The sequence below is a fragment of the Chryseobacterium lactis genome (assembly GCF_003815875.1).
GTDB classification, from domain to species: domain Bacteria; phylum Bacteroidota; class Bacteroidia; order Flavobacteriales; family Weeksellaceae; genus Chryseobacterium; species Chryseobacterium lactis.
The window spans coordinates 2,895,981-2,921,844 of the sequence record NZ_CP033924.1; the positions used below are offsets into that span (position 1 = coordinate 2,895,981).

Consider the following 25,864-nt stretch of genomic DNA (forward strand, 5'->3'; position numbering starts at 1 on the left):
ACTATGGGAAAAACTTTCGTATACAACACGGGAAATGCTAAACCTCCTGTAGATGAAATACATCTGGAAATAGGAGTGTTCTTTGATGGTACTTTGAATAACTTGAAAAATAGCGAGTTAAGGATAAAGTACAGAGATGGAAAGAATAAAATGGAAAGTACTGATACCAATGATGAGATCCTGAAAAAAGAAGAAGCGATCGAAAAAACGAGAGCCCAACAGGAAAAAGAATATAAAAAGCTCGACAATAAAGACATAACTGATAATGATCTTGAATATGATCGGTACCTCAAGGCCAGCCATAGGGGATGGCTTGACAAACAGGGAGTTGATAATAGTTTCAGTAATGATTATACAAATGTGGCCAGGATGTATAAATGCAGCCAACAGACCACTTATGGAGTATATGTAGAAGGAATCGGGACACTGGATAATAGCAGGGATGTGGATGATGGCTTTCAATATGGTTCCGGTAAAACCGGAGTGCGGGGGAAAGTAAGGAGGGGGTGCGAAATGACCGCTGACAGAATTGGGGTTTTAAAAAAACAACAGCGTGATAAAAAGAGGTTGACCAGAATCACCATTGATACCTTTGGTTTTAGTCGCGGAGCGGCAGCAGCAAGAAATTTTTCTTACGAAATCAACGGGTATAATAAAAGACTAAAAGACGTTGAGATAAAAAAATCAAGAAAAATTATTGGCTATACTCAAATGGATTCTCCTGAAGGATCTTTTATGGTTCCCGAATATGGAGATATCTGGATAGATAAAGATAATACGGAGGTAGATCCAAAATACATTAAAGATGGTAAGCTTCCAAAGTTTGGTTTTTTAGGATATTACCTTTTAAGTAAGAGAATTCTGTCAGAGGAACAACTTGAAGAATTAGATCTGGATGTTCGTTTTATCGGGGTATATGATACGGTATCCTCTTATGAAGAATATGGAGATATGGGAGGAATCAGACGTGTAGGATGGGAAGGGATGAAACATTCTACCTTAGGATCTTCGTACAATTTTGGAGATGATGTAGAGCAGTTACAGTTGCTGAATCCGGGATCTTATTTCAGAGCGGTTCACTTTACGGCAGGTAATGAACATAGGGAAAACTTTTCATTAACGAGATTCCCCGGTAGTATTGAAAAAGAGTTTCCGGGAGTTCATTGTGATATCGGCGGAGCTTATGAAAACGGAATGGAAACTGTTGATGAAATAGAGACATCTAATCATAAACCGGTATGGTTTTTAAATAAACGTATGCAACATCTGATCGATGAGCATTGGTTTACAGATAAGCAAATTGAAATTAATAATAGCTTCCTGAACGTTTTAACGTTGGGAGGAGTATATCGTAAAATTACAGGCATTCGCTTTCTGAGAAAGGAATACAGTTATATTCCACTTCATTTCATGGAAGAACAAGGGAAGGAATTGTATGATCATCAATTGATGTTAAAAACAGAAACAAGCTATTCCATAGAGCACGATCAATATCTGCCTTCTGCAAAAGATTTATTGCATCATTATGTTTTTGAGGATGGACAAAAATGGAGTTTCCAGACAGATGAAGAATACGAAAAAGAAAAGCAAGAAAGAGCATTAAGAAGACTTAATACCCCTGAACCGATACAGGAACCGGTGCCTGATCCACCGCTAGACGAAAATGGCAATAAGATGAAAACGACCACTTTACAAGAAGTTACAGTTACAGCCTACCATCCTCAAACCTTATTGAGGGTTATCCGTAATCAGTATCTTCACTGGTCTGCCAACAGAGACTGGATGGGGATGGACCCTAACAGTAATTATGAAAGAGTAATATATCCGTAATGATGCTTAACCTATTGCAAAACCTTCATCAGAAAACATACAGGCTGGAAACGATTTTCAAGGAACAAAGAAATCCGGCATATAGCATCACGAAAAGCTATGCCAGACAAATTGAGGTTTATTATTATGGAAAAGTAAAGGATGAATATCAGTTTCAGATTTTAGTGGTTGATTTCGATTTTTCTGACGACGATGAAACAATGGGTAAGTTGATCAAAAAAATCAGTTATTTATTCGATGAACTGGAATGTAAAGTAGATGCGGAAGGAAATATTACAGCAGTCGATAACCTGCTTTTCTTACGGATGAGATGGCTTAAAATTCAAACTGAATTAGCAAAAACGCATAAAGGAGAGGCTGTTGATAACTATTTCAGTAGGGTAAGCAGCCTGCTTGAAGATGAAACAAAATTAATCGATTTCTTAGGAGGATATAATATGTTCGGATTGCTTTTTAATGGCTTGCTGCAATCATTTGAAACAAAAAGGAAAAGAGAATCTTCAGAAGGATTTACAGAAATAATGACTCCTGTGAAAGTGGGCGATAAAATGATTTTAAAAATATCTGCTCAAAATCTTGAACAAACAGAAGTGGACGATTTCAGAGGGGTATTTGTCTGCAAAGGAGATCAGTATGAAGAAGGCTATATAGAAATCAAAAAACAGAATTCTCATTTAAAACATTCATTATTATGGATAGGTTAAAGAATGACGGAGAAGGAGATGCTCCGGAAACCCAAAATCAGAACTCAGCACCTGATCATGATCAGATGAAGGCAGATAATCAACAGAAGATGGAAGAAAAGCGTGCGGAAAACGAGGAGAAAGATAAAAAAGAAGAAGGTTTATTATTGGCCATAGATGGTGCAAAAATAAAATTTAATGATCATACGGGAACATTTAAAGTGTTGAGTAATGTGCCGACCACGCAGGATAAACTGACGGGAACTATTGTTGAAAAGCAAATCCCCAACTTTATTTTTGATGATGGATTTCTGATGATTACCCTTACGGAGTGGCAGGATTTTGGGACTGCAAAAGTTCAGGAAAACTATGTTCTGTTAAAAAAATCTACTTTACCGGGAACAGGAAAAATGCCGGGAAGCGTACCGCCAGAAACTGGGAAAATAGAATTTGTAACCTCCGGACAAGTAAATGCTCCGGAAAGTATTGATGCAAAGGGAGCTCCGGTGCCGGAGCAGAAAAAGGAGACTTGTGGTATACAATATAGAAACGATATTACTTGTGTGAAATATGGTTCAAAAAATCCTGTTTATGGCCCATTATATAGTGGGTCAATAAAGCTTGCATCTTATAAAAAATGGGATACAATAGTTTTATCGGGGAAAGTAACAACTGACGAAAAAGAAATTATTTTAGCTATGTCAGAAAATGAAGGAAATATGGATGCTATTCAATCTTATGATAGTGAAATTATAACAGCGGGAGCTATGCAAAAAACGATCAATCCCGAAGGTTATGGCGAGTTATCAATACAACTTTGGGAATTTAAGCAAGAATATCCAGATAAATTTAAAGAACTTTTTGAAAATTGTGGCTGGAATGTAAAAGAAATAGAAATTCCTCAAAAGAATAAAAAAGTACTAAAAAAGTATCAAGCCTACTATAATGATAAAACAGGAAAAGATCTGAAAGCTTTAATTAGGAAAGGATTTGAAGCAAAAAAAAATAAACAAAAAGTAATTTGCATACCTATGGAATCTTTTATCAATGCATGTAAAGATCCGGATTTTCAATCTAGACAAATTGTAGACTTTATTAAAAGACTTAATAGTGCAATTAACAAAAAGCCAACAGGGTTTTCTAACCCCATTAAAGATTTTGTAAAGTCAAAGTTAGGAAAAGCTACAGTATTAGATCATGATGTCAATAGGCCAGGACATGTTTCAGATTGCTTTAGAGACGCTTTAAATCAGTTTTTTGCTTCAAATAAAAAAGTTTCAAAAAACCCGGTTGATTGGACAGGAAATCATTCTATTTACGAAAAAGAGATTTTAGAAATTTATGGACCTCTTAGAGGAAAAGGAAATTATACAATGACAGATGCAAGTGGGAGATATACAAAACTAAAAACAAAATTATGAAAAAAAGTATAATACTATTTTTACTATTTACGATAAATATTATTTTTTCACAAACTAAAAGTAATATAATTCCTATTTCTATATCTAAATCTTATCAATTAGGCTTTACTGAATATAATAAGGAATTTAAACTATACCAGAATCCTTATATTTTAAAAGGGGGTAAAAGATATAAAATAAAAGGTTATCATAATGCTAATTACTCTGGTGGAAAAATTCTTAGCATTTCACCAAATAAAAAATATATTGTTCTGGATTATATTTCAAAAGGTTATGTAGATGATGGGGTCAATAAGATATTGTACGAAAATTATTTGTGTGTTATTGTGGATGTGGCTAAAAGGAAAGTAGTAACTGAATTACAGGGTGATTGTGGTGGTAAATGGAATAAGCAAAGCAGATGGGTTAATGATGGGAAGCTTATATTTTGATTGATTATTTTTAGTGAGAAAAAAGAAACCCAATGAAAAAAAATAATTTATATTTTATCTTGTTCTTTTTTTATCTAAACTGCCAGTCTCAAAATCACAACTATAAAGTGATTTATTGGAGTAATAATGATATTAAGACAACTCATTATTTTCATTCAGACAATACTGAATATGCAAGAGTATATGGAGGAACTTCAAAGGATGATTCGGTAACTTTTACAAAAAAGCGTAATGATTTAATTGTAAATGAATTTAAATATAATGATAAACAGAAGAAAAGATTATCTACAGGAAATATCAAATATATCAATTATTATGGTAAACTTTCAGATATAGTTGTATCAAAAAATGCCTTTTCAATGGATGAGGTTCCGGTAAATAAATTTAATTTTATTAAAAAAGATCTTGAAATAGAAGGCATTGCCAGAGAGAACTGTAAATATACAAATGATAGATACAGTAATTGTGATTTTATATTTCCCAAAAGTAATGAACTTCCCTATTGGCCTAATAATTCAAGTGTGACCTCAATCAAAGTAAAGATGGAAAAAGGGAAATTAGATGAAATGCAATTACAAGCCACATATCTAGATACTCCCTTTACTTATATAAGAAAGTATTATTACAATCAGAATAAAATTGAAAAAATAATTACTTCGATAAAAGACAACACATCTACGAAATCTTATGAAGATAAGTTTTTGGTATATAAGTAAGATGGAAGAATGTATCAAAGCACTAATCTGCTTTTTCTAAATGAGGAACAAATATTTAAGGAATAGTATTTTAAGAGACAGAATCTATTTTAAAATTCTTTAAGAATTTGAGCAGAAGTAATAAACTAACTTTTGCGTACGTAAAACTTAATTCATTGTTGTAATATTCTCTCATTAAAACATTCATGACTATGGATACTTTAAATCAAGACGGAAACAATTCCGAAACGCAGAATCAGACTCCTGCACAGGATCAGATGAAGGCGGATAATCAAAAGAAGATGGAAGAAAAACGTGCGGAAAACGAGGAGAAAGATAAAAAAGAAGAAGGTTTATTATTGGCCATAGATGGTGCAAAAATAAAATTCAATGCACATTCGGGAACATTTAAAGTATTACATGATGTACCAACCACTCAGGACAAGCTCACAGGAACTATTGTAGAAAAACTAGTTCCCAATTTTATTTTTGAGGATGGTTTCATCCTGACACAACCTACAGAATGGCAAAATTTCGGAACGGTAAAAGTACAGGACAACAAAGTTTTGTTGAAACAGTCATTTTTACCAGGAGTGGGTGCTATACCCGGAACACCTCCGGAAAGTGGAAAGGTTGAATTTGTGAATTCCGGACAGGTGAATGTTCCGGAAAGTATTGATGCGAAGGGCGCGCCGATCCCCAATAAAGTTGAGGTTTTAAAAAAGTTTATGATTCACTTCAGGAGAAATGCATCATACAAGGGAGAATTCGGTTTTGATTGGATGAGAGATGAATATATTTATCCTATGACAGCCGTCGGTGGCGCAAATAAAGAACTAAGTCTGGATCCTGCACAATTGAAAACAGAGTATAAAACAACAGATGTTTTAAATCCTGTTTCTCCTTATGGAAAAGATTATTACTGTTCATTTCTGAATTTAATGTTAAATCAGGAGGCGGAATTAGACATAGAAGTAGAGGAACTCGAAACTTTGGCAACCGATGCTACTGAAATTATTTTTGAAAGCAGCAGTCCTGATCTTACCATCAATCCTTCAAGCATTCCATTAAGTACATTAATAGCAGGTGGGAAGAAAAATAAACCTTTGGGGGGAACTACTTCCAGAGATTATTATATAGCGGCCAATCAGGTAAAAGTAAAATGTAATAAAGCTTTGATAAAAAATGAGCAGATAAAAGTTTTTGCAAAACTTAAAGATGCGGCCTCCGGAACAGATGATAAAAAAGAAGTAGGGAAGATGATGGTGATGAAGAATAGTGATCAGTCTAAGTATACTATTAATGTGTATGTGATAAAGGCATTTATTAGTGATAATACTACTTTTGGAGAGGCGGTTATTGATACTGAATTTGCAAAGATAGGTGGATTGTCTGGTCTTGAAAAATATCTTAATGAGAACAGTCTTAATCAAGGATTAATACAAGTGAAATTAATTGATAAAAAAGATTCAAAAACATTAAAAATTGATTTAAGTACAAATACATTTAATCTTGTTAATAGGGGGATTAACCCACGAACTAACACTCCAGATGATGAATATGAAAGTTTAAAGGGAATTATTACTAGTATTGGTCCTACAAGTTTTGAAGTGGATTCAGGGAAAAGTGTAAATCTATTTAATAAACAAATGAATAAATTATATAACTTTAATCAAGAAAAATGTATACTTCTCTATTTATGCCCACTAAAAACAAAAGATGCTGGTGGATCTGCATATACAATTCCTTTAAATAATAAGCATTGTATTATTTTTGGAACCAATCTTTTTGATCCTCAATCTTATGCTCATGAAATTGCTCATACTTTGGGGCTAGAGCATAGTTTCTTATCAAAAGATTCGTCCTGTAACTTAGTTAGTTTAATAGACGAAAAAAGAAATGCAGACAACGAAGTAGAGAAGTATCGTAGAGAAGTAAACAGAGCCAAAACTGATATAGATGGTCAATGGACCAGATATAGAAATAGTAATCTAGCTTATTTTACTCAACATCCTGATAAGGAAGGAGAGTATAAGAAACCTTATGAAGATGCTAAACAAAAATTAACAAGGAAATTTACTGAATATCAGGGGCTTAAAAATGATGAAAAAAGTCTGATTGATAAAAATAATGTTCGCTTTCAAAGAGCTTATACAGAAAATATTATGGATTACTGGGGAGATGATACTAATTGTGACGGTACAATCGATGTAAGAGGTATTGCAGATAAATTATCATTTAATAAATTTCAATGGAAAATTATACAAAACGAAGCAAAAACATATTATCATTAACTTGGTTTTATTTTAGCCTAGTACTCACTTTATCAGAATGTGGTACAAAGGCACAGATTTTAGCTCCAATTCCTCAAAAAGTTGAAGCAAAGATTAATACTCCAGATACAAAATACGATAACGTATTATATTGGAGCACCAATGAATATTATCCCATATTAAAAAATAATAAAGCAGTGACTAGTATAGAGAACGTTTCTATGATTAGAAAGAAATATTCAATAAAAAATGGGAAATTATACTCAAATGGAAAATTGCTAGACAGGGTATATATTAATTTTAATGTAGATGATAACTATAGTAAAAGTATTATTATAGAAAAAGGATTGCCTGATGATGAATATTTATATCATATTAAAGAAGTACCATCATACTTGTTTTCAGATAACGGAGGAATGGTTCCTATGAAGCAGCAATTGAACATTTTCAAAACAGGCAGTGGATATTGGATAGATACCTATGTAGTAGAATATTTCAAAAATAAAGATTACGATAAACCAGGCAAAAAAGCTACAATTAAGGAAGAAGGCAAAGTAAAAAATAACTACAAAGTTGGTGAATGGAAATACTATAATAAAGAAGGGAAAATAGACAGTGTCAAAACTTATACTCTAAAAGATGCTGTTGATGTTCGTTTTCCTCATTGTATTTTTAATAAGAATGAACCGTGTTATTAAACAGATGAAAAAAATAATTCTTGTATGCTTGCTATTAACGATAATGTCATGTAATTCAGTAAAATATTATGAATATTATTACAATGATAATGCAGCTGAAATTAATTCTAAATATGCATATTGTACTTTAGAGGTGCAAAAGGATAAAGCCATTTATAGGGCATTCAATAATGACTATGTATATAAGGAAAAAGAACCTATCTCTTTTCTTTATATTGAAACTGAGAAACTAAATGATTTGGATTATATACCATTATGGAAAACCTCAAAATTTTATATAAATGGAAATCAAAAAAGTAGTTAACCATACTCATCTATCAAATGCAGATAGTAAATTATTATGAGGATATTTTGAAGAAGATAATACATACCGAAGGGAAAGTAAAAAGCCAGAAGATTATCATTTTAATGATCCTAATTTAGACCAATATGGTTTCCGTCGGAACTGAAAAGAGTAAAAAAAATAGACTATTCTAAATTTCCAAAAGATATACAGAAGCTTAATCTTGTCAATCCAGACTCTGAAAAAGGAAGTATAAAGTAAAACGGGAAAAAATTGATCCTCCTTTATACATTCTTGTGATTTTGTAATAGAAAGCAAAACAATACTACCGTGAATAAAATAATAAATATTTATACTCTTTTTATAATGATAGGTTGTTCCTCACAGATCACGCCTCCAAAACCTAAAATTATATCCGAAGCAAAATTTTCTACTATGGATACAATTATTTTTTGGCGACAAGACCATTTCAAAACTTCAGAAAAGATAATCTCATTGTCTGAAGTTAAAAAAGAATTTAAAATTAGTAATGGGAGATTAATTACTGTTAAAACAAATAACAATATTCCATATTTTAAATTAGTTTTACAGACTGACGATTTTAAAGGCGAAGATGTGGAAATTAGAAATGGATTACCATTTGGACACTATTGTGACTTTACAGATGGAGTTACCTGTAGAATGGATATACATTATGATGAACGAGGAAATATGAATGGATATTTTTCTGTACAAAATTATAATGCAACATTTAGTAAAGGTAATGGCTATTGGAAAGATTTTTATTCTATTAAAGACAAACAAGTTTTAAAAGAAGAAGGTAAAGTGAAGAGCAATTACAAAGTTGGAGAATGGAAATACTATGATAAGGAAGGTAAAATGGACAGTATAAAAACTTATACTTTAAAAGATGCTGTCGATGTTCGTTTTCCTCATTGTATTTTTAATAAGAATGAACCGTGTTATTGATCTTATAAAATTTAATAAGAAGATATACTGAGAGCAAAGGGTTTAAGGGTGATAATAAATTTCAATGGAAAATTATATCTAATTGAAAACCGATAGGTATAGAAAGAAAAACCCTCTAAAAAAGAGGGCTTTGATTTATCTTGGAAAAGGAAGTTTATCTACCGGGTAGCAACCACAAAGACAGTTCCATTGATCCATAGGTTCGGAACAGTCTCCTAGTGCTTCACATTTCCATAGTGCTCCCGGAGGACATGCCGGAACATTTGGGCCCGCTCCTTTTACTTGCTTTAACTCTTCTCTCGAGATTTTCTTTAAATTTTTCATAGGTAATTTTTAGTTTTTACATTTTAAATATAATGATATTTTAGTAATTTAATACTTACTTTTTATGAAAAAGAATAAACGGTTTTTATATTCTCAATATTTAGTGTTTGTTTCTGCGATTTGAAATTAATTTACACGATCTTTTACACGTTGCGATATAACAGCAATAGATTATAAAATAGAAAGCCTTGTAAACAGCGTTTACAAGGCTTTTTGTACCCAGGACCGGGATCGAACCGGTACTCCTAAGAACTGGTGTTTGAGACCAGCGCGTCTACCAATTCCGCCACCTGGGCTTGATGTTTACTCCAAACGTGATGTTTGTTTCAAATTGGTGTGCAAATATAGGAACTTTTTTCAATGTTCAAAAGCTTTTTGAATAAAAAATTTTAAAAATTAAGTTCCAAACCATCGTAGGCAAGGTGTATTCCGGCCGGAAGCTGCTTATCTTCAATGTCATGCAGTCCTAAATGATGACTGATGTGGGTTAAAAATAATTTTTTTGGTTGTAGTTCTTCAAACAATTTAATGACATCCGGGAGGATAAAATGGGCCGGATGAGGGTCAAATTTTCTGATACAGTTTAAAATTAATACATCCAGATTCTTCAGTTTTTCCTTTTCAGTCTCTGAAATAAAACCGGCATCCGTGATATACGCAAGATTTTTAAACTTATATCCGAATACGGTAATCTTATAGTGAATCACTTCTACAGGGGTGATTTCAGTATCCAGAACGGTGAAAGGTTTATTTTCAATTTCGTGAAGTTCAAAAGCAGGGGCTCCGGGATATCTTACATCCGCAAATGCATACGGAAAACGGTTTTTTATCTCACCCGCAACTCTGGAATAGCAATAAAGTGGAACATCCTTTCCACTTTTAAAAATAAGAGGCCGCATATCATCAAGCCCGATCACATGATCATTATGTTCATGGGTAATCAGGGTGATATCTACTGTATGTTCATGATTAACAAGCATTTGCTGCCTGAAATCCGGGCCACAATCGATGAGTATTTTTCTATTTTCCTCCGTGGTAATCATCACGGAAGAACGTAAGCGTTTGTCTTTGGGATTTTCAGAAGTACACACTTCACATGTACAGCCTATAACGGGTACACCTTGCGAAGTACCGGTTCCTAAAAATTTCAACTTCATTTTGTTTTGAGGTTGGTTTAATTTTGGTAAATTTACAAAAAATTTCATGTCCTAATGTATCAGAAACTAACTCCCAAACAAAAAGCATTAACAATTAATCTAGATCCTACTATTTATGGTACTTTCGCAGAAATTGGAGCAGGGCAGGAGACTGTTCGTCACTTTTTTAGAGCAGGGGGGGCTTCCGGTACGATTGCTAAGGCAATGTCTGCCTACGACAAAGATTTTAGTGATGCCATCTACGGAAAAGAAGTAAAAAACAGGTATGTTACCCAAAACAGACTTCGTAAAATGCTCCGCTATGAGGTAGCATTGATCGAGGAAAGAATTTCAAGAGATAATAATCCTGATAGAAAATTTTTCTCTTATGCCAATACGGTAACTACTATTAATTTCGATAAAACGGTAAGAGGCCACGGATGGGTAGGTATTCGTTTTCAGACCAAAGAAAATGAAGATTACAATGAGATCGTAATCCACGTAAAATTCAAAGAAAATGATGCTACTTTACAACAGGAAACTTTAGGAAACCTTGGAGTAAACCTTATTTTTGGAGCTTTTAATTACTTTGATAATCCCCGAACATTAGTTGAATCGTTGTATGATGATGTTGCAAAAGATAACCTGGAAATTGATATGATTGATTTCAGCGGACCTGCTTTTGCGTATGTTGACAACAGGTTGATGTCACTTCAGTTAGTGAAAAACGGAATGACAGATGCGGTAATTTTCAATTCTCAGGGGAGTAATATGCTTCCGGCAGATATATTGTACAAGAGAAATATTTTCGCGGTAAGAGGAAGTTTCAGACCTGTGACCAAAGTAAATATTGATATGCTTCAGAACGGGTTGGATATGTTTTTAAAAGATGCCATCTGTACCCATGAAGAAACAGAAGTTCTTATCGAGATTACGATTTCCAACCTTAGGGCAGACGGAGATATTGACGAAAGGGATTTCCTTGATAGAGTAGATATTTTAGGCAAATTAGGATATACCGTTATTATTTCAAACTTCTCAGAATATTACAGACTTATCGACTATTTTGCATCCTATACAAGTGGAAATATCGGAGTGGCGATGGGTGTAAATAACCTGTTGATGGTATTTGATGAGAAATATTATAAAGACTTGTCAGGAGGGATTCTTGAAGCTTTCGGTAAGTTCTTCAGAAACGGAATGAGAGTATATCTTTACCCTTATAAAGATCCTGAAACCCATCAATTACTGGACTCTTCGAACCTTAAAGTAGAAGAAAACTTAAAAGAATTATATAAATATTTCAAACGAAATGATCGTATTGTAGATATTACAAACTATAATCCGGAATTTTTGGAAATTTATTCAAGAGAAATATTAAGAAAAATTGCAGGTTGCGTTAAAGGATGGGAAACCCAGGTTCCTGAAGGCGTTGCTGAAATGATAAAAGAACGTGGAATGTTTGGTTATAAAGAAGAACTTTCCTTAAAACAATTCTCCTAAAAAATAAATATAATGTCAGAATTAAAAAAAAGGCTTTCCTCAATTCTTGAAAGTCCTAAACATAATACGGAAGAAAAACTAGAGAAAGTTTGCCACCTGTTGGATCAGGAGATTTCTTATTTCAACTGGACAGGTTTCTATTTTAAAAACGGAGATAAGGACGAATTGATCCTTGGACCGTACGTGGGAGCTACTACAGATCATACCATTATTCCTTATGGAAAAGGTATTTGTGGCCAGGTTGCTGTTTCCAATGAAACATTTGTTGTTCCTGATGTGAATGAAGAAAGCAATTATTTAAGCTGTTCAATTGATACCAAAGCTGAAATTGTAGTTCCGATTTTTAAAGACGGAAAAAATATTGGCCAGATTGATATCGATTCCCATAAAATCAATCCTTTCACCGATGAAGATCGTGAACTGCTGGAATGGCTTTGTAATGAAGTTTCCAAGATTTTATAATTGAAACGCATCAGAATACATACAAACTCCAGCTTTTATAGTTGGAGTTTTTTTATGAATATAAGCGACCTTTCCTGAAGTCTTATGGATTATTGGTGGTGATCACAAACATGATTAAAGGCTCATCACTGGTGTTTTCAACAGAATGGTAGCCTATGGAATTGATAGCTGTAATGTCACCTTTTTGAAGAGTTTTTGTACGCACTGCACCTTCAGTTCCTGTTCTTTCACGGTATTCTCCGGTGCCATGCATGACAATATATAACTCCTGTTCATTCCTTTCATTGTGAGTGTGAAACCCGGATTCATCACCCTTATTCAGAAGTACCATATAAGCAGCCAGGCGGTTATTGGCCAGTTCTTTCTGATCAAACATTTGTATCAGGTAGACAGTTCCATTACCACCATACATATTTTCACGTTTATCAATGCGCGTGATGGCTCTTTCCTCCTTTTCAAATGCCATAACATACAGGTGAATATACTTTGAAACCTCCTGTATAACGTGGTCAAATTCTACTCCTTCAGATAATATAACGGTACCGGACATATGTTGAATATTAGTGTAATAATTAGACTTCAATGTACCAAAAAATGAGCAAAAAGACAAATGAATTTCCAGTAAAGTCTTTTCTTAAAAGAAGTATCAAATCTTTAAAATAATAAGAAAACCCGAGATTTTCAAAACCTTACGTGCACTTTTCAAACAGTTAGTAGCCACTTAAAAATAACTTAAGTGTTAAAATAGCTTTTGAATCTTTTTGTGGTTAAAAATATCAGATTTGCACAGAATGTATTTCTATCAGTAATTCTTTGAAGTAATTTTCGCATTTCGCAATATGAGTTCCATACCAGGAAAAGGCCTCACCATCCACAATCATAATCTTTTTATCAGGATAAAAAACTTTCAGTTCCTCAATATGTTTTTCTTTAAAAGGAAAAGGTTCAGAAGAAAGCATAATGACATCTGCTGCTGCAAGGTCTTCCGGTGTAATGATAGGATATCGGGTTTTATCTTTAAAAATATTTTCGAAACCAATTTCTGATAAAATTTTATGAATGAAAGTATCGGATCCAATAGTCATGTACGGATTTTTCCAGATAAGATATGCCGCTTTAACACTCGTTTCTAACTTTGCCTGATTGAGTACATCATAAATTTTAAGATTGAAAAGCTGAGCTCTTTCTTCCTTACCTAAAAGTTTTCCAAGGTTTTTGAGCAGGTAATAATTATCTTCAACCGTTTCAACGTTGGTGACCATTACCTTGAAGTCATCCATTAAGGCTTCCACCTGTTCCTTTACATTTTCTTCTTTGTTGGCAAGAATAAGATCAGGTTGTAGAGCTTTTATTTTTTCAATATTAATATTCTTTGTTCCCCCGATGATGGGTACATTTTTTATCTTATCGTGTGGATGAATACAGAATTTTGTTCTGCCGACGATTTCATGTTCAGTTAATCCTAAGTCAAATAAAGCCTCGGTAATAGAGGGTACAAGAGAAACGATTTTCATATTGGCATGTTAGATGATGCCTAAAATTACAAAAGTTTTCCGGTTAAGAAAAGTCCGGCTACCGTAAAATAAATGATAAGTCCCGTTACATCAACTAAAGTAGCTACAAATGGAGCCGAAGAAGTTGCAGGGTCAAGTTTTAATTTCTTTAAAACAAATGGAATCATAGATCCGGATAGGGTACCCCATAATACAATGGCAATCAGGGAAACAGAAACACTCAAACCTACATAGGCCCAATATTGTCCATAATCAAAAAGACCTATTTTTTGCCACAACATAATTCTGATAAAACCAATGATTCCCAAAATAGCACCCAGACATAGTCCTGAGATAATTTCCTTTCTCATCACATACCACCAGTCTTTTAAACTGATTTCCTGAAGAGCCATCGCACGGATAATAAGAGTAGCCGCCTGTGAACCTGAGTTTCCACCACTGGAAATAATAAGAGGAACAAATAAGGCTAAAACAACTGCCTTCTCAATTTCCTTATCAAAATACCCCATCGCTGAAGCTGTCAACATTTCCGAAACAAAAAGAATGATCAGCCAGGTAGCCCTTTTCTTGATCATTTCAGTCCATGAAGTTTGAGTATAGGGAAGGTCTAATGCTTCCAATCCCCCAAATTTCTGGATATCTTCCGTATTTTGTTGCTCAATCTGATCCAGGATGTCATCGATTGTTACAATTCCTACCAGAACACCGGCTTCCGTAATAATGGGAAGAGCACCACGGTCATACTTTTCGAAATACGTTACCGCATCCTCTTTGGACGTTGTTGTAGTGATGGCAACGAAGTGATTGTCTGTAATATCAGAAACCAACGTATCTTCTTCTTCAAGAAGTAAAGTTCCGATCGCAAGGTCATCAATCAGGCGATTTCTTTCATCAACTACGTACAGGTAGTTCATGGTTTCCACTCTTCTTCCTACCTTTTTAATTTGCTGAAGACATTTTTTTACCGTCCATTCCTTACGGATCTGGATATAATAAGGAGTCATCAGACGGGCAATAGAATCTGAATTGTAACCCAAAAGTTTTAAAGCAATCCTTCTTTCCTGCGGATTAAGATGATTGATCGAGTACTTAATAAGCTCATCCGGAAAGTCCTCAAACAGGGCAGTCCTGTCATCCGGAGTCATTGCATTCAGAATTTCAGAAACATCATCACTTCCAATGCTTCTGATGGTATCTTCCTGAAAATCCGGATCAAGGTGAGAAAAAACTTCCGCTTTATACTCCTTCGGAACTTTCAGGAATGCGAGCAGCCTCTCGTCAGCTGGAAGTTCGCTGAGGGTTTCGGCAATGTCGGCAGGGTTGAAGATAAGTTCGTCTCTAGAGTTCAATACGTGAAATTTTAGGATATGCAAAAATAATTCAAATTTTTAAGACTGGCCAGTAAACTGGGAAATTTAAGGATTAATTAAAGTGTAAGGCTTTCCAATAAAGCAAAAAACACCCGCCGGGACGGATGTTCAAAAATTAAATTTTAAAATTTATGTATGTCTATTAATCAAAAATAGGCTCACATTCTGTAATAGGAGAGGGTAGGCAGAATCCTCCGGTACAACATTCACCGGAATCACATTTAGGATAAGTATTTCTGCATTTTTTCATTTGCAGGCTCCCTTTAATTCCTTTTTGCTCTGCTCTGTTCAGTTTTTTGAAATTTGAAGTTTTCATAGCAATTGATTTTAATAATTAAGGTAATATGATTTTAATCCTCTATACATGCATATTCCATACAAACACCTTTACAGCACATTCCGTAGATACATTGTGTGTGTTCTGTACATTTTTTTGGTCCTGCACCCTTAATTTGCTTAGAAGCTTCTCTGCTGAGTTTTTTTAAATTTTTCATAGTAGTTTAGATTTTAATGTTTGACTAAAATAATAAATATTTTTTAATTATTCCTTATTTAGTGAAAATATTTAATTGATTATCAGTGTTATATTGAATTATTTTAATTTGTGTTAAAAAAATACACCTGCTAAAACAGGTGTTATTTGCTAATATTGATAGGTTTTATTCTATACAGATAAATTCTTTACACATCCCGTCACAGCAATATCCCACTGTACAAGGATCTGTTTCACTGCATCTGCGGAATCCTCCACCTTTAATTTGTTTTGTTGCCTCTCTGCTGAGCTTCTTTAGATTTTTCATAAGATCTGGATTTTAATGCTTTAAAAGGTTTATGTTAATCAATTCTACATCTCTGAGGACTGCATATGCCTTGGCAGCACCATCCGATGGTACAAGGTATATTTTCACCACACTTTGGAACCGCTCCTCCATTGATCTGTTTAGCGGCGTTTCTGCTGAGTTTCTTTAAATTTTTCATAAGATTTAGATTTAATGTAAGACTAAAATAGTAAATATTTTTTAATTATTCCTTATTTGGTGAAAATATTTAATTGAAATACAGTTATTTATAGTGTGTTTTTAATAATAGGTAGTTCTGGTGGAAAGCAATTAATTAAAAAGTAAAGAATAGTAGAGATCCGGACATTCAAAAGAATAATTACACTTTTGAAGACCTCTTTGGTAATTCCAAAATCAGTTTCTGGCTGTCTTGGCTCAGTTTTTTTAATCTGTGCTTTTCCTGATAATTGAATATGAAATTAAGCTAATAAAACGAGTCCGGTTTTCAGAAAGCCAGATATATTTTACACGATAACGTCTGCGAATAACGGAGAAGAAGTACTATGAATCAATTGGATTGAGATTCATAGATAATTTTGAATAGTAAGGAAAGATGCAAAAAGCTAGAGAAGGTTAGGTTTTAATTTAAAGTTCAGCTTCGGTAGGCTTCAGTTTTCTCAATTGCTTGATAATCCCTTTTATCGCTCCCTCAGTTCCTATTTTTACAGAATTGACAGTAGAACCCAGCAGTCGCATGTTTTTTCGGTACGTATCATGGTCGGTTTCGGTTACCAGATTTCCATCTGCTCCGAAAAGTTTCATGCTGACAACAACCTGGTTGGAAAAGACATATTTGCCCAGACCTACCTTAAAATATCTTACTTTGGAAACAATAGCAAAATCAGCATCGTTGTTGACGCAGTAGTCCACGATCGTTTGTTTGTCGATACTGTCAAAAGGAACCTGAACTTCTGCCCGGAGCATTTTGTTTTTTCTTCCGCTGAAGTTGTCGGAAACAGCACTGAAAAAAGCATTATTGGTAGGCTCCTTTATTTCATCAATATCAGGCTCTACCTCGGGATTGAAGTATAGAACTTTTCTTATTTTATCATCAGCATTTTTCTGTGCTTTTACCGAAATAAAGCTCACTGATAAGAAAGTAATAAGGGCTGTAAAGAATATAATTTTTCTCATTTGTAATTCCAATGCAAAATTACTGCCTTTTCGTTGGATTTCATCAAATTAATTAAGAAATTTTTAACATTTTTTTCTATCAATTTTGATTTATGAAATCAATAATGTTTGCAGAATCAAAAAATAGTCGTAATTTTGCACCCGTTACATAATAATCATTAAACAATATTGGAATGTACTTAACAACAGACAAAAAGCAGGAAATTTTCGCACAACATGGAAAATCTGCACAAGACACAGGAAGCGCAGAAGGACAAATCGCTCTTTTCACTTTCAGAATTAATCACTTATCTCAACACCTAAAGGCTAACCGTCACGATTTCAACACAGAGAGATCTCTAGTGAAATTGGTAGGTAAGAGAAAAAGTTTACTAGATTATCTTAAGAAAAAAGATATCGCAAGATATAGAGCAATTATTGCTGCATTAGGATTAAGAAAATAATCTGTAAAGATTTTCAAAATAAAAAGCAACTTCGAAAGGGGTTGCTTTTTTGTTGTTATACATTTCTTTTCTGACAAAGCCACAAAAGTTTTTTGATGCTTAAAAATAGTACTATGCATCAATATTACAGCTGGATAACTGCATATTCCCCTTCTCCGGAGAGGTGGCAAAAATTTTTAATTTTTTGACGGAGTGGTTGTAAACAGTTTGTAATTATAGTTTGTCGGCTTTTTTCCCAATCTTCCCCAAATGCGTATTCTGAAAACTATCCGGATATTTCAGTCCATACCCCAATATTCTATCAAAAGCAGAGTGAGAAAATAAGATCGCTCCAATCATTTGCAAATAAGGTAGAGATAGAGCAGTTCCTGTAAAATAAACGATAATAGCCACTCCGAAATGATGGAAGAGATTGTAGAAAAAAGCGCCCACTTTATTATTAACCGTATATCCCAACATGGAAATATCCGGTGCAAGGAAAAGTCCGGTAAACCACCACCATGAATATCCCGTTTGTGCAAAAGCATAGAGTCCTAACAATAGAAATGCTGCATATTCAAGCTTTAACTGTATTTTCATTGTAATAAATAGGTTTGAGTGGTACTATAATAAGTAGAATGTTCTTACTGAAAGTTACATTATAATTTTACGAATAATTTTTATTCAGATAGTGAATAAATGCTCCAGTGTAAAACCTGGAGGAAAAAATGTTATTTGTTTTCAAGCAGTTTAAATTTCACGAAGATTTATATGTATAGTCCTATATTTTAAAAGAGGCAAAGATGGAATCAATTGCATTGATTTTTCCTAAGCTATTGCATAAACATATAGCTCCATCAGCGACTTTATTGCTTTCTTGGCTTCCTTATCAATAATTGTATTGAATTTTGCCTTTGCGTTTTAGAAAAACTTTACTCTAATTTTATGCTCCATGTTTGGGTGATGATCAGGAAAAAGGCTTTCCCATATGAGAAAGCCTTCTGTTTATATTGTATGTTGTTTTATTTAATGCCCTGATTTGGCCTCTGTGCTTTCCACATGGGAAAGGTATTTGGTGCAGTAAGCTCCGAAAATCAGAATAACCAGATAGCAGAAGACCGGAATAATAAATGAATGCTGCACTCCAAACTGATCCGCTAAAAGCCCCTGGAAAATAGGAACAATAGCACCTCCCAAAATAGCCATAACGACTAGGGATGAACCTTGGCTTGTATATTTTCCTAATCCTGAAATTGCCAGCGTATAAATGTTGGAGAACATGATTGAATTGAAAATTCCGATTCCTAAAACACTGTACATGGCCATTTCACCGTGGTTAACCATCGTAGAAATTAATAAAATGACATTGATGGCAGCAAAGATAGAAAGTGTTCTTGCCGGAGCTGCTTTACCTACAAAAAATGCTGCAAAATTCAATAATATAAATACTAAGAAGAAGCTGATTTGCTCAAAGCTAAGGTTAACAATACTGAAGATGACTAGGAATACTAATGTTGCAGTACCTAGCATGAAGATTGCTTTTTTAGCCTGGCTAATGGAGTGATTTAAAGAAATTGCTCCTAAGAAACGACCGATCATCGCTCCACCCCAATACAAGGAAAGGTAATTTTTACTGATGGTTTCATTGAATTTCATAGTTTCTTCAAGGAAACTGATGATGAAACTTCCTACAGCTACTTCACCCCCTACGTAACAAAACATTGCAAAAACTCCAAATTTTAAGTGGTTGAATTTTAAAGCCCCCCAGCCCTGTACGGTTTCTTCGGTTTCCGTCTGAAAGGAAGGAAGTTTTACTCTTGAAATTAATAATCCTACTAATAAAAGGATAGCAGCAAAAATTAAATAGGGTATTCTGGTGGCAACTGCACTGAATGTTCCGTCCGGCTCAGAAAATAGTTCGAAAATTAAGTGTCCACCCAACACTGGCGCAATCGTTGTTCCGAAAGCATTGAACGCTTGGGTCATATTTAAACGGCTGGATGCAGAATCTTCTGAACCAAGCAAAGAAACATAAGCATTGGCAGTAATTTGTAACACTGTAAATCCTAATCCTAAAATAAATAAAGCTCCCAGAAATAAAGGATAATAAGAGAATGTTGCTGCCGGGTAAAACAGGATACAGCCTAATGCTGCTAAACCGATTCCAAACAGAATTCCTTTTTTGTATCCCACTTTATTAATGGGGTCACCTTTAGAAATAGAAATCAGAAAATAAATCAACGATCCGATAAAATACGCTCCGAAGAAACAGAACTGTACCAACATGGATTCGAAGAAGGTGAGTTTGAAAAGTTGTTTCAGATAGGGGATCAGGATATCATTCATACAAGTAATGAATCCCCACATAAAAAAAAGCAGGGTGATGGTAATCAACGGAACCGTATAATTCCTGCTCTGTGGTTGTACTTCTTTATTCATAAACATTTATTTATCTGTGGTAAGGATAAAAAATTCCTTATCTTTTTTTGCTACAGCATTGTATTTTCTGAAGTAGGGCAAATATAGGAATCAACCCCTGTTTTTGCAATTATTTTAATGATTTTTATAATGAGATGTATACTTTTTACCGGATCAAAATATTATTTTCATTTTTTGAGACAATAATACAAAAATGAGAGGATTTTTCAATATAATATTTTTAGAAATGATGGTTTTTGTTTTCTCAAATAAGAAATAAGTTTTGATTACTGATGCAAATTTTTGAATCTTTAATGAAACTGATAGCCAAAATTTTGTATTTTGAGCGCCTATTTATGCAAGTGAAAAAATCTAATATATCATTATTATTAGTACCTTTGCAAACGAAAATTTAAAGAGTTTAAATATTAATTCATACTCAATACGGAGTATTAAGAAGACAAATTTATGAGTATACCTCAAGCGTTTACAGAATTGATTACTCTTGCTGATGGCAGAGAAATCACTATTGAAACAGGGAAATTGGCTAAGCAGGCTGATGGATCTGTGGTAGTAAAAATGGGTGGAACAATGCTTTTAGCAACTGTTGTAGCCAATAAAGAAGCAAATCCTGGTGTAGATTTTTTACCATTAACAGTAGATTATAGAGAAAAATTCTATGCAGGTGGAAGAATTCCTGGAAATTTCTTCCGTAGAGAAGCAAGACCTTCAGATCAGGAAATTTTAACAATGCGTTTGGTAGACAGAGTTCTACGTCCGCTTTTCCCTGAAGATTTCCATGCTGAAGTTCAGGTAATGATTTCCCTAATTTCTTATGACGGAAAAACTATTCCTGATGATTTAGCAGGTTTGGCAGCTTCTGCAGCTATTGCAATTACTGATATTCCTTTCAACGGACCTATGTCTGAAGTAAGAGTTGTAAGATTTGACGGAAAACTTTCTATCAATCCAAGTTATGAAGAACTGAAAAGTTCTGAACTGGATATTATGGTTGGAGCTACTAAAGACTCAATCGTAATGGTAGAAGGAGAGATGAAGGAGATTTCTGAGCAGGAAATGTTAGAAGCTATTAATTTTGGTCATGCTGAAATTAAAAAGCAAATTGAAGCTCAGGAGAGATTAGCAGAAAAAGTAGGTAAGGCTTTCCCTAAAAGAGAATACTCTCATGAAAATCACGATGAAGAAATTCGTGAAAAAGTTTGGAAAGAAACTTACGATAAAGTATATGAAGTGGCAAGAACGCCATCTGGTAAAGAAGAGAGAGGAGAAAAATTCAAAGCACTTCGTGAAGAATTTCTTGCTCAATATGCTGAAGATGCAGAAGAATTAGAAAGAGTAACTCCTTTCGTAAAAGTGTATTACCACGACGTAGAAAAAGAAGCAATGCGTCAGATGATCCTTGAAGACAATATCCGTCTTGATGGTCGTGATCCTCAGACGATCCGTCCGATCTGGTCAGAAATTGATTACCTTCCGGGAGCTCACGGTTCAGCAGTGTTTACAAGAGGTGAAACTCAATCTTTAACAGCAGTAACTTTAGGTTCTGTGAAAGATGCAAACATGGTAGACAGCGTTATTTCTCAGCATGACGAAAAATTCTTCCTACACTATAACTTCCCTCCATTCTCAACAGGTGAAGCAAGACCTTTAAGAGGTACTTCAAGAAGAGAAGTAGGACACGGAAACCTTGCTCAAAGAGCATTACAGGCAGTTATTCCTGAAGAAAACCCATATACTATCAGAATTGTTTCCGATATTTTAGAATCAAACGGTTCGTCTTCAATGGCAACAGTTTGTGCAGGAACATTGGCATTAATGGATGCCGGGGTTAAGATTACAAAACCTGTTTCCGGTATTGCAATGGGATTGATTACAGATGCAAAATCAGGTAAATTTACAGTACTTTCTGATATCTTAGGAGATGAAGATCACCTTGGAGACATGGACTTTAAAGTAACAGGTACTGCAGATGGTATCACAGCTTGTCAGATGGATATTAAAATCCAGGGACTTTCTATGGATATCATGGAAAAAGCTTTGATGCAGGCTAAAGACGGAAGATTACATATTTTAAATAAAATTACAGAAACTATTTCTGAACCAAGAGCAGATGTGAAACCTCACGCTCCGAAAATGGTGGTAATGGAGATCTCTAAAGATTTCATTGGTGCTGTAATCGGACCTGGAGGAAAAATCATTCAGCAGATGCAGAAAGATACAGATACGGTTATTGCTATTGAAGAAGTTGGTGAGATTGGTCGTATCGAGATTGCAGGAACAGACAGAGAGAAAATCAATGCTGCTGTTGCTAAGATCAACGAGATTACTTTCGTACCGGTTGTAGGTGAAGTTTACAAAGGTAAAGTAGTGAAAGTAATGGACTTCGGAGCTTTCGTAGCTATTGCTAAAGGAACAGAAGGTCTTCTTCACATTTCAGAAATTGAGTGGGCTCGTTTAGACAAAGTTCCTTATGCTGAAGGCGACGAAGTAGAAGTTAAATTTATGGGTTATGATGATCGTAAGAAAATGAAGCTTTCCCGTAAAGTTCTTTTACCAAGACCTCCAAGACCTGAGAGACCGGAAGGACAAGGAAGACCAGAAGGACAAAGAAGACCTGAAGGACAAGGTAGACCTGAGGGTCAGAGAAGACCGGAAGGACAGGATAGACCACAAGGTGAAAGACCTGCTGAAAACCAGGAACCTTCTACTGAAGCATAAGATGTATTCTTAAGATATACAGAAATCCCTCAACTTTGAGGGATTTTTTTTTGTTTTTATGCCATTGCGAACCGAAGGTATAAGGTTTATACTTATATTAAAATTGAGATTGAGATTGCTTCACTTTACTCGCAATAACAACAGAACTGTTTTATGTTACCATATTATAGATCAGCGTAATCAGCAAGATCAGCGAGAGAATGTATTCATAATTAATTTTATCGCAGATAAAATCCTTGCGTCTTAAAACGTTATTTCTCATATCTTCTTTGCGACATTGCGTTTTCCAACGTGGCCTAGCTTCCTACCCGCTGTTTAAGATCCTCCGCACCTCCGGTTTTTCTTGGTTGCCCGTTTTTAGAAGAACCAAAATTATAAGTGTAGGAAAGCGTTACCACACGGGTATCTCTTTTCACTGCAAAGTTTTCTAAATAATTGTTATAAATGGTTTGCCCTTTAATGTTACTGGTAAAGAATACATCCGTGAAAGAAAATTTCAGAATGCTGTTATTTTTGAATTTCTTTTGTGCTCCGATATTCAGATACCAGTTGGGGCTCATATTCAGATAGGCATAGACTTCCCTTGCCTTATAATTTCCGGTAACTTCAGCAGTGAAGCCATTTCCTAATTTAAAGGAATTAATACTGTTGATATTAAATGTAAAATTTCCTTTATTATTGATCTGGGTTCCGGAAACATTTCCTGTGTATGAGCCGTAGTAGAAGTTGGCACTGTTGTTCATATCCCACCATTTGGTAACCTTTACGGGGGCAATCAGGTATACACCAAAATAGGAGGCGGAATTCAGGTTTTCAAAGGTCTGTACAGTTACATTTTGGCCGTCTTCTATGACCGGTTTAATGATATCGGTGATGTTATCGGATGTTCTGCTGTAGCTTAAAGTAGCAAAATATTTATTGCTCAGGCTGTACGTTAATTCATAATTCATCGTGGTTTGTGGATTCAGATCGGGATTTCCTGCTCTGAAAGTGGTTGGGTCAAGATAAAGTTTAAAAGGATTCAGCTGATTATAGCTGGGTCTTGTAATTCTTCTGCTGAGATTGATTTCCAGATTGCTTTTCTCCGTTAGATCATAGGCAAAAACAGCACTTGGAAATAACTGGGTGTAATTTCTTTTATTGACCTGATTAGTCGCAAGTTGAGTTCCTTTTACATTAGTGTTTTCAACCCTTAAGCCTGCTGTAGCTTTAAATTTATCCCATTTTTTAGAAACATTTCCGTAGACAGCATTGATGTTTTCTTCATAAATAAAATGATTGGTTTTGGTGACATCAGGAATAGAAACTCCTGAGCTTTCATTGAAGAATTTCTGATCGTTATCTGTCTTCACAAAGCTTGTCTTAATTCCACTTTCCAGCTTCCATTCGTTTTTGAAATTTTTTGTAAGATCTGATTTTAAAGAATAGATATTGAGTTTTCCGTTCAGGTCCCCTCTCTGTATATCGAGATTATCCTGCCCACTGGCTATATCATGCGTCTTGGTGTTGAAATTTTGTAAAGAAGAGTTTGAATAATTAATATAATCAAAATCGGTAGATATTTCAGAGCCTAACGAATCGAGTGTATATTTATGATTGAGATTTACAGAGACATTAGTCCAGTTGTCATTGGAGGTATTCTGAGTGTTGAATGTACTTTCAGGGAGGTAATTACTTCCTAATGTTGTGTTTGAATTATTCCCGTTGAGATTAAATTTGTTCGAAACAAAACCTACAGAAAAGCCCAGTACATTTTTATCATTCAGATAATAATCCATACCGGCTTTTGCAATATGATTGTTGAATTTGAACTTCAGATAATTATCCTGGATATAAGCCTTTATAAAATTATTACCCTCATAAAAATTTCTGTCCAGAACCAACCCGTTATAAGCTTCCCTGTACGCAAAGCTGTAATTTCCGAATATATTTAACTTTTTAGTTCTGTGATTGATGCTAAAGCTATTATTATTTTTTATATATTTTCCGCTTCCTAAAGAAGTCGAAATACTACCATTGGTACCTTTTCTCTGTTCTTTTTTAAGCCTGATATTAATGATAGAAGAGCCTGCTGCATCGTATTTTGATGAAGGATTGGTAATAAATTCTATCTTTTCAATGGTTGACGAAGGAATTCCTTTAAGATAATTGGCAAGGTCACTGCCGGTCATAGGTGTGTTTTTACCATCAATCTGGATCAGAAGATTACCCTTACCACGAAGACTGATATTATCATTGTTATCAATATTGACTCCCGGAGCTTTCTCCAGTACTTCAAAAGCAGAATTTCCCGTACTGGCAATACTGTTTTCGACGTTCATGATCATTTTACCGTCCTGTCTTTCAATCAAAGGTTTTGTCTTGGTGATCGTGACGCCTTCAATGGATTTTATATTTACGTCAATAGCTGGAAGCGTTGTGTTCTCAGATAAAGAGATACGATCTGATTGATAGAGTTCAGAACCGTTTTTACTGATCTTTACCTGGTATATTCCTCCTTTAAGATCATTAAAACTGAACTTTCCGTTCGGATCTGGAATTTCTGTTTTGATCAATTGGTTATTGGCGTCCAGAAGGTTGATCTCCATCTGTTCTGCTTTGCCGGAACTTATATTTCCGGACAATGAATAATTCTGTGTAGTCTGGGCGGAAAACGTACTGCTGAAAAAAATCAGCAACCAGATCAATAGAAGTGAGAATATTCGGATCATAGCGATTAA

General features: G+C 34.5%; 26 protein-coding genes and 1 tRNA gene. 13 read left to right on the forward strand and 14 right to left on the reverse strand.

Annotation, left to right across the window (positions count from 1 at the left end; all coding sequences use genetic code 11):
- Nucleotides 1-3: 3 nt before the first annotated feature.
- From EG342_RS12940 to EG342_RS12980, 9 genes are all read left to right on the forward strand, one after another.
- Nucleotides 4-1,830: a phospholipase effector Tle1 domain-containing protein gene (locus EG342_RS12940; protein WP_123868094.1), complete on the forward strand. Its 1,827-nt coding sequence runs from the start codon at nt 4-6 to the stop codon at nt 1,828-1,830.
- Entirely contained in the window at nt 1,830-2,534 is a 705-nt protein-coding gene (locus EG342_RS12945; RefSeq protein WP_103293463.1) for a hypothetical protein, read from the forward strand. Before EG342_RS12940 ends, EG342_RS12945 begins: the two co-directional genes overlap by 1 nt.
- A complete protein-coding gene (locus tag EG342_RS25375) occupies nt 2,522-3,934 on the forward strand; it encodes a hypothetical protein (RefSeq protein ID WP_213083884.1) in 1,413 nt (470 codons plus the stop codon). Before EG342_RS12945 ends, EG342_RS25375 begins: the two co-directional genes overlap by 13 nt.
- The gene (locus EG342_RS12955; protein WP_123868095.1) at nt 3,931-4,365 is read left to right on the forward strand and encodes a hypothetical protein; all 435 of its coding nucleotides are present in this window, start codon (nt 3,931-3,933) and stop codon (nt 4,363-4,365) included. Before EG342_RS25375 ends, EG342_RS12955 begins: the two co-directional genes overlap by 4 nt.
- 32 nt (nt 4,366-4,397) lie before the next feature.
- Entirely contained in the window at nt 4,398-5,081 is a 684-nt protein-coding gene (locus EG342_RS12960; protein WP_103294032.1) for a hypothetical protein, read from the forward strand.
- Between the two features lie 191 nt (nt 5,082-5,272).
- Nucleotides 5,273-7,354: a zinc metalloprotease gene (locus tag EG342_RS12965; RefSeq protein WP_123868096.1), complete on the forward strand. Its 2,082-nt coding sequence runs from the start codon at nt 5,273-5,275 to the stop codon at nt 7,352-7,354.
- Nucleotides 7,312-8,031, forward strand: coding sequence for a hypothetical protein (locus tag EG342_RS12970; RefSeq protein WP_103294034.1), 720 nt, complete (start codon nt 7,312-7,314; stop codon nt 8,029-8,031). The genes EG342_RS12965 and EG342_RS12970 overlap by 43 nt, the downstream gene beginning before the upstream one ends.
- 4 nt (nt 8,032-8,035) lie before the next feature.
- Nucleotides 8,036-8,335 (forward strand): hypothetical protein, encoded by a 300-nt coding sequence (locus tag EG342_RS12975; RefSeq protein ID WP_123868097.1) that lies wholly within the window; start codon nt 8,036-8,038, stop codon nt 8,333-8,335.
- 414 nt (nt 8,336-8,749) lie between these two features.
- Nucleotides 8,750-9,283 carry a hypothetical protein gene (locus EG342_RS12980; protein WP_123868098.1) on the forward strand — a complete coding sequence of 178 codons (534 nt, stop codon included), beginning with the start codon at nt 8,750-8,752 and terminating at the stop codon, nt 9,281-9,283.
- 135 nt (nt 9,284-9,418) lie between these two features.
- Here the strand turns inward: EG342_RS12980 and EG342_RS12985 are convergent, their stop codons facing one another.
- From EG342_RS12985 to EG342_RS12995, 3 genes are all read right to left on the reverse strand, one after another.
- Nucleotides 9,419-9,607 (reverse strand): bacteriocin-like protein, encoded by a 189-nt coding sequence (locus EG342_RS12985; protein ID WP_103294037.1) that lies wholly within the window; start codon nt 9,605-9,607, stop codon nt 9,419-9,421.
- Nucleotides 9,608-9,823: 216 nt separating this feature from the next.
- Nucleotides 9,824-9,903 (reverse strand) — tRNA-Leu (locus EG342_RS12990).
- Between the two features lie 93 nt (nt 9,904-9,996).
- Nucleotides 9,997-10,764 (reverse strand): MBL fold metallo-hydrolase, encoded by a 768-nt coding sequence (locus EG342_RS12995; protein ID WP_103294137.1) that lies wholly within the window; start codon nt 10,762-10,764, stop codon nt 9,997-9,999.
- Between the two features lie 54 nt (nt 10,765-10,818).
- Here EG342_RS12995 and EG342_RS13000 point away from each other — a divergent pair, with 54 nt between their 5' ends.
- Together EG342_RS13000 and EG342_RS13005 are read left to right on the forward strand one after the other, a co-directional pair.
- Complete coding sequence (locus EG342_RS13000) at nt 10,819-12,246, forward strand: nicotinate-nucleotide adenylyltransferase (protein WP_103294038.1); 1,428 nt, start codon at nt 10,819-10,821, stop codon at nt 12,244-12,246.
- Nucleotides 12,247-12,258: 12 nt separating this feature from the next.
- A complete protein-coding gene (locus tag EG342_RS13005) occupies nt 12,259-12,708 on the forward strand; it encodes a GAF domain-containing protein (RefSeq protein ID WP_103294039.1) in 450 nt (149 codons plus the stop codon).
- An 82-nt stretch (nt 12,709-12,790) separates the two neighbouring features.
- Here EG342_RS13005 and EG342_RS13010 read toward each other — a convergent pair whose 3' ends face one another.
- The 8 genes from EG342_RS13010 to EG342_RS13025 form a co-directional block, all read right to left on the reverse strand.
- The gene (locus EG342_RS13010) at nt 12,791-13,258 is read right to left on the reverse strand and encodes a cupin domain-containing protein (RefSeq protein ID WP_103294040.1); all 468 of its coding nucleotides are present in this window, start codon (nt 13,256-13,258) and stop codon (nt 12,791-12,793) included.
- A 226-nt stretch (nt 13,259-13,484) separates the two neighbouring features.
- On the reverse strand, nt 13,485-14,222 hold the full coding sequence (locus tag EG342_RS13015) for an ABC transporter substrate-binding protein (RefSeq protein WP_103294041.1): 738 nt from the start codon (nt 14,220-14,222) through the stop codon (nt 13,485-13,487).
- Nucleotides 14,223-14,248: 26 nt separating this feature from the next.
- Nucleotides 14,249-15,571 carry a magnesium transporter gene (gene mgtE / locus EG342_RS13020; RefSeq protein WP_103294042.1) on the reverse strand — a complete coding sequence of 441 codons (1,323 nt, stop codon included), beginning with the start codon at nt 15,569-15,571 and terminating at the stop codon, nt 14,249-14,251.
- Nucleotides 15,572-15,734: 163 nt separating this feature from the next.
- On the reverse strand, nt 15,735-15,908 hold the full coding sequence (locus tag EG342_RS25165; protein ID WP_164465179.1) for a hypothetical protein: 174 nt from the start codon (nt 15,906-15,908) through the stop codon (nt 15,735-15,737).
- A 34-nt stretch (nt 15,909-15,942) separates the two neighbouring features.
- Nucleotides 15,943-16,086 (reverse strand): bacteriocin-like protein, encoded by a 144-nt coding sequence (locus tag EG342_RS25780; RefSeq protein WP_407919919.1) that lies wholly within the window; start codon nt 16,084-16,086, stop codon nt 15,943-15,945.
- A 165-nt stretch (nt 16,087-16,251) separates the two neighbouring features.
- On the reverse strand, nt 16,252-16,392 hold the full coding sequence (locus EG342_RS25170) for a bacteriocin-like protein (RefSeq protein ID WP_164465180.1): 141 nt from the start codon (nt 16,390-16,392) through the stop codon (nt 16,252-16,254).
- 34 nt (nt 16,393-16,426) lie between these two features.
- Nucleotides 16,427-16,570 carry a bacteriocin-like protein gene (locus EG342_RS25175; RefSeq protein ID WP_164465181.1) on the reverse strand — a complete coding sequence of 48 codons (144 nt, stop codon included), beginning with the start codon at nt 16,568-16,570 and terminating at the stop codon, nt 16,427-16,429.
- A gap of 446 nt (nt 16,571-17,016) precedes the next feature.
- Nucleotides 17,017-17,565, reverse strand: coding sequence for a pyruvate decarboxylase (locus tag EG342_RS13025; protein ID WP_103294043.1), 549 nt, complete (start codon nt 17,563-17,565; stop codon nt 17,017-17,019).
- A gap of 173 nt (nt 17,566-17,738) precedes the next feature.
- Between EG342_RS13025 and rpsO the strand changes: the two genes are divergently transcribed.
- On the forward strand, nt 17,739-18,008 hold the full coding sequence (gene rpsO / locus EG342_RS13030; RefSeq protein ID WP_045494446.1) for a 30S ribosomal protein S15: 270 nt from the start codon (nt 17,739-17,741) through the stop codon (nt 18,006-18,008).
- A 213-nt stretch (nt 18,009-18,221) separates the two neighbouring features.
- On the opposite strand, the gene EG342_RS13035 is transcribed toward rpsO, so the two are convergent.
- Both EG342_RS13035 and EG342_RS13040 read right to left on the reverse strand, forming a co-directional pair.
- Nucleotides 18,222-18,587 (reverse strand): DUF4260 domain-containing protein, encoded by a 366-nt coding sequence (locus EG342_RS13035; protein ID WP_103294044.1) that lies wholly within the window; start codon nt 18,585-18,587, stop codon nt 18,222-18,224.
- Nucleotides 18,588-19,013: 426 nt separating this feature from the next.
- Nucleotides 19,014-20,426 (reverse strand): sugar MFS transporter, encoded by a 1,413-nt coding sequence (locus tag EG342_RS13040; protein ID WP_246008618.1) that lies wholly within the window; start codon nt 20,424-20,426, stop codon nt 19,014-19,016.
- Between the two features lie 447 nt (nt 20,427-20,873).
- Here EG342_RS13040 and EG342_RS13045 point away from each other — a divergent pair, with 447 nt between their 5' ends.
- Nucleotides 20,874-23,144: a polyribonucleotide nucleotidyltransferase gene (locus EG342_RS13045; RefSeq protein ID WP_103294046.1), complete on the forward strand. Its 2,271-nt coding sequence runs from the start codon at nt 20,874-20,876 to the stop codon at nt 23,142-23,144.
- A gap of 296 nt (nt 23,145-23,440) precedes the next feature.
- Here the strand turns inward: EG342_RS13045 and EG342_RS13050 are convergent, their stop codons facing one another.
- Nucleotides 23,441-25,855, reverse strand: coding sequence for a TonB-dependent receptor (locus EG342_RS13050; RefSeq protein WP_103294047.1), 2,415 nt, complete (start codon nt 25,853-25,855; stop codon nt 23,441-23,443).
- Nucleotides 25,856-25,864 lie beyond the last annotated feature (9 nt).

What these genes read in the sequence shown, in the direction of transcription:
- EG342_RS25170 (WP_164465180.1), bottom strand. Translation starts at nt 16,392, where the DNA reads ATGAAAAATCTAAAGAAGCTCAGCAGAGAGGCAACAAAACAAATTAAA.
- EG342_RS12955 (WP_123868095.1), top strand. Translation starts at nt 3,931, where the DNA reads ATGAAAAAAAGTATAATACTATTTTTACTATTTACGATAAATATTATT.
- EG342_RS13040 (WP_246008618.1), bottom strand. Translation starts at nt 20,426, where the DNA reads ATGAATAAAGAAGTACAACCACAGAGCAGGAATTATACGGTTCCGTTG.
- EG342_RS13010 (WP_103294040.1), bottom strand. Translation starts at nt 13,258, where the DNA reads ATGTCCGGTACCGTTATATTATCTGAAGGAGTAGAATTTGACCACGTT.
- EG342_RS12940 (WP_123868094.1), top strand. Translation starts at nt 4, where the DNA reads ATGGGAAAAACTTTCGTATACAACACGGGAAATGCTAAACCTCCTGTA.
- EG342_RS12975 (WP_123868097.1), top strand. Translation starts at nt 8,036, where the DNA reads ATGAAAAAAATAATTCTTGTATGCTTGCTATTAACGATAATGTCATGT.
- EG342_RS13025 (WP_103294043.1), bottom strand. Translation starts at nt 17,565, where the DNA reads ATGAGAAAAATTATATTCTTTACAGCCCTTATTACTTTCTTATCAGTG.
- EG342_RS13050 (WP_103294047.1), bottom strand. Translation starts at nt 25,855, where the DNA reads ATGATCCGAATATTCTCACTTCTATTGATCTGGTTGCTGATTTTTTTC.
- EG342_RS12985 (WP_103294037.1), bottom strand. Translation starts at nt 9,607, where the DNA reads ATGAAAAATTTAAAGAAAATCTCGAGAGAAGAGTTAAAGCAAGTAAAA.
- rpsO (WP_045494446.1), top strand. Translation starts at nt 17,739, where the DNA reads ATGTACTTAACAACAGACAAAAAGCAGGAAATTTTCGCACAACATGGA.
- EG342_RS12960 (WP_103294032.1), top strand. Translation starts at nt 4,398, where the DNA reads ATGAAAAAAAATAATTTATATTTTATCTTGTTCTTTTTTTATCTAAAC.
- EG342_RS25175 (WP_164465181.1), bottom strand. Translation starts at nt 16,570, where the DNA reads ATGAAAAATTTAAAGAAACTCAGCAGAAACGCCGCTAAACAGATCAAT.
- EG342_RS13015 (WP_103294041.1), bottom strand. Translation starts at nt 14,222, where the DNA reads ATGAAAATCGTTTCTCTTGTACCCTCTATTACCGAGGCTTTATTTGAC.
- EG342_RS12965 (WP_123868096.1), top strand. Translation starts at nt 5,273, where the DNA reads ATGGATACTTTAAATCAAGACGGAAACAATTCCGAAACGCAGAATCAG.
- EG342_RS12970 (WP_103294034.1), top strand. Translation starts at nt 7,312, where the DNA reads ATGGAAAATTATACAAAACGAAGCAAAAACATATTATCATTAACTTGG.
- EG342_RS13035 (WP_103294044.1), bottom strand. Translation starts at nt 18,587, where the DNA reads ATGAAAATACAGTTAAAGCTTGAATATGCAGCATTTCTATTGTTAGGA.
- EG342_RS13045 (WP_103294046.1), top strand. Translation starts at nt 20,874, where the DNA reads ATGAGTATACCTCAAGCGTTTACAGAATTGATTACTCTTGCTGATGGC.
- EG342_RS12945 (WP_103293463.1), top strand. Translation starts at nt 1,830, where the DNA reads ATGATGCTTAACCTATTGCAAAACCTTCATCAGAAAACATACAGGCTG.
- EG342_RS25165 (WP_164465179.1), bottom strand. Translation starts at nt 15,908, where the DNA reads ATGAAAACTTCAAATTTCAAAAAACTGAACAGAGCAGAGCAAAAAGGA.
- EG342_RS13005 (WP_103294039.1), top strand. Translation starts at nt 12,259, where the DNA reads ATGTCAGAATTAAAAAAAAGGCTTTCCTCAATTCTTGAAAGTCCTAAA.
- EG342_RS25375 (WP_213083884.1), top strand. Translation starts at nt 2,522, where the DNA reads ATGGATAGGTTAAAGAATGACGGAGAAGGAGATGCTCCGGAAACCCAA.
- EG342_RS13000 (WP_103294038.1), top strand. Translation starts at nt 10,819, where the DNA reads ATGTATCAGAAACTAACTCCCAAACAAAAAGCATTAACAATTAATCTA.
- EG342_RS12995 (WP_103294137.1), bottom strand. Translation starts at nt 10,764, where the DNA reads ATGAAGTTGAAATTTTTAGGAACCGGTACTTCGCAAGGTGTACCCGTT.
- EG342_RS25780 (WP_407919919.1), bottom strand. Translation starts at nt 16,086, where the DNA reads ATGAAAAATTTAAAAAAACTCAGCAGAGAAGCTTCTAAGCAAATTAAG.
- EG342_RS12980 (WP_123868098.1), top strand. Translation starts at nt 8,750, where the DNA reads ATGGATACAATTATTTTTTGGCGACAAGACCATTTCAAAACTTCAGAA.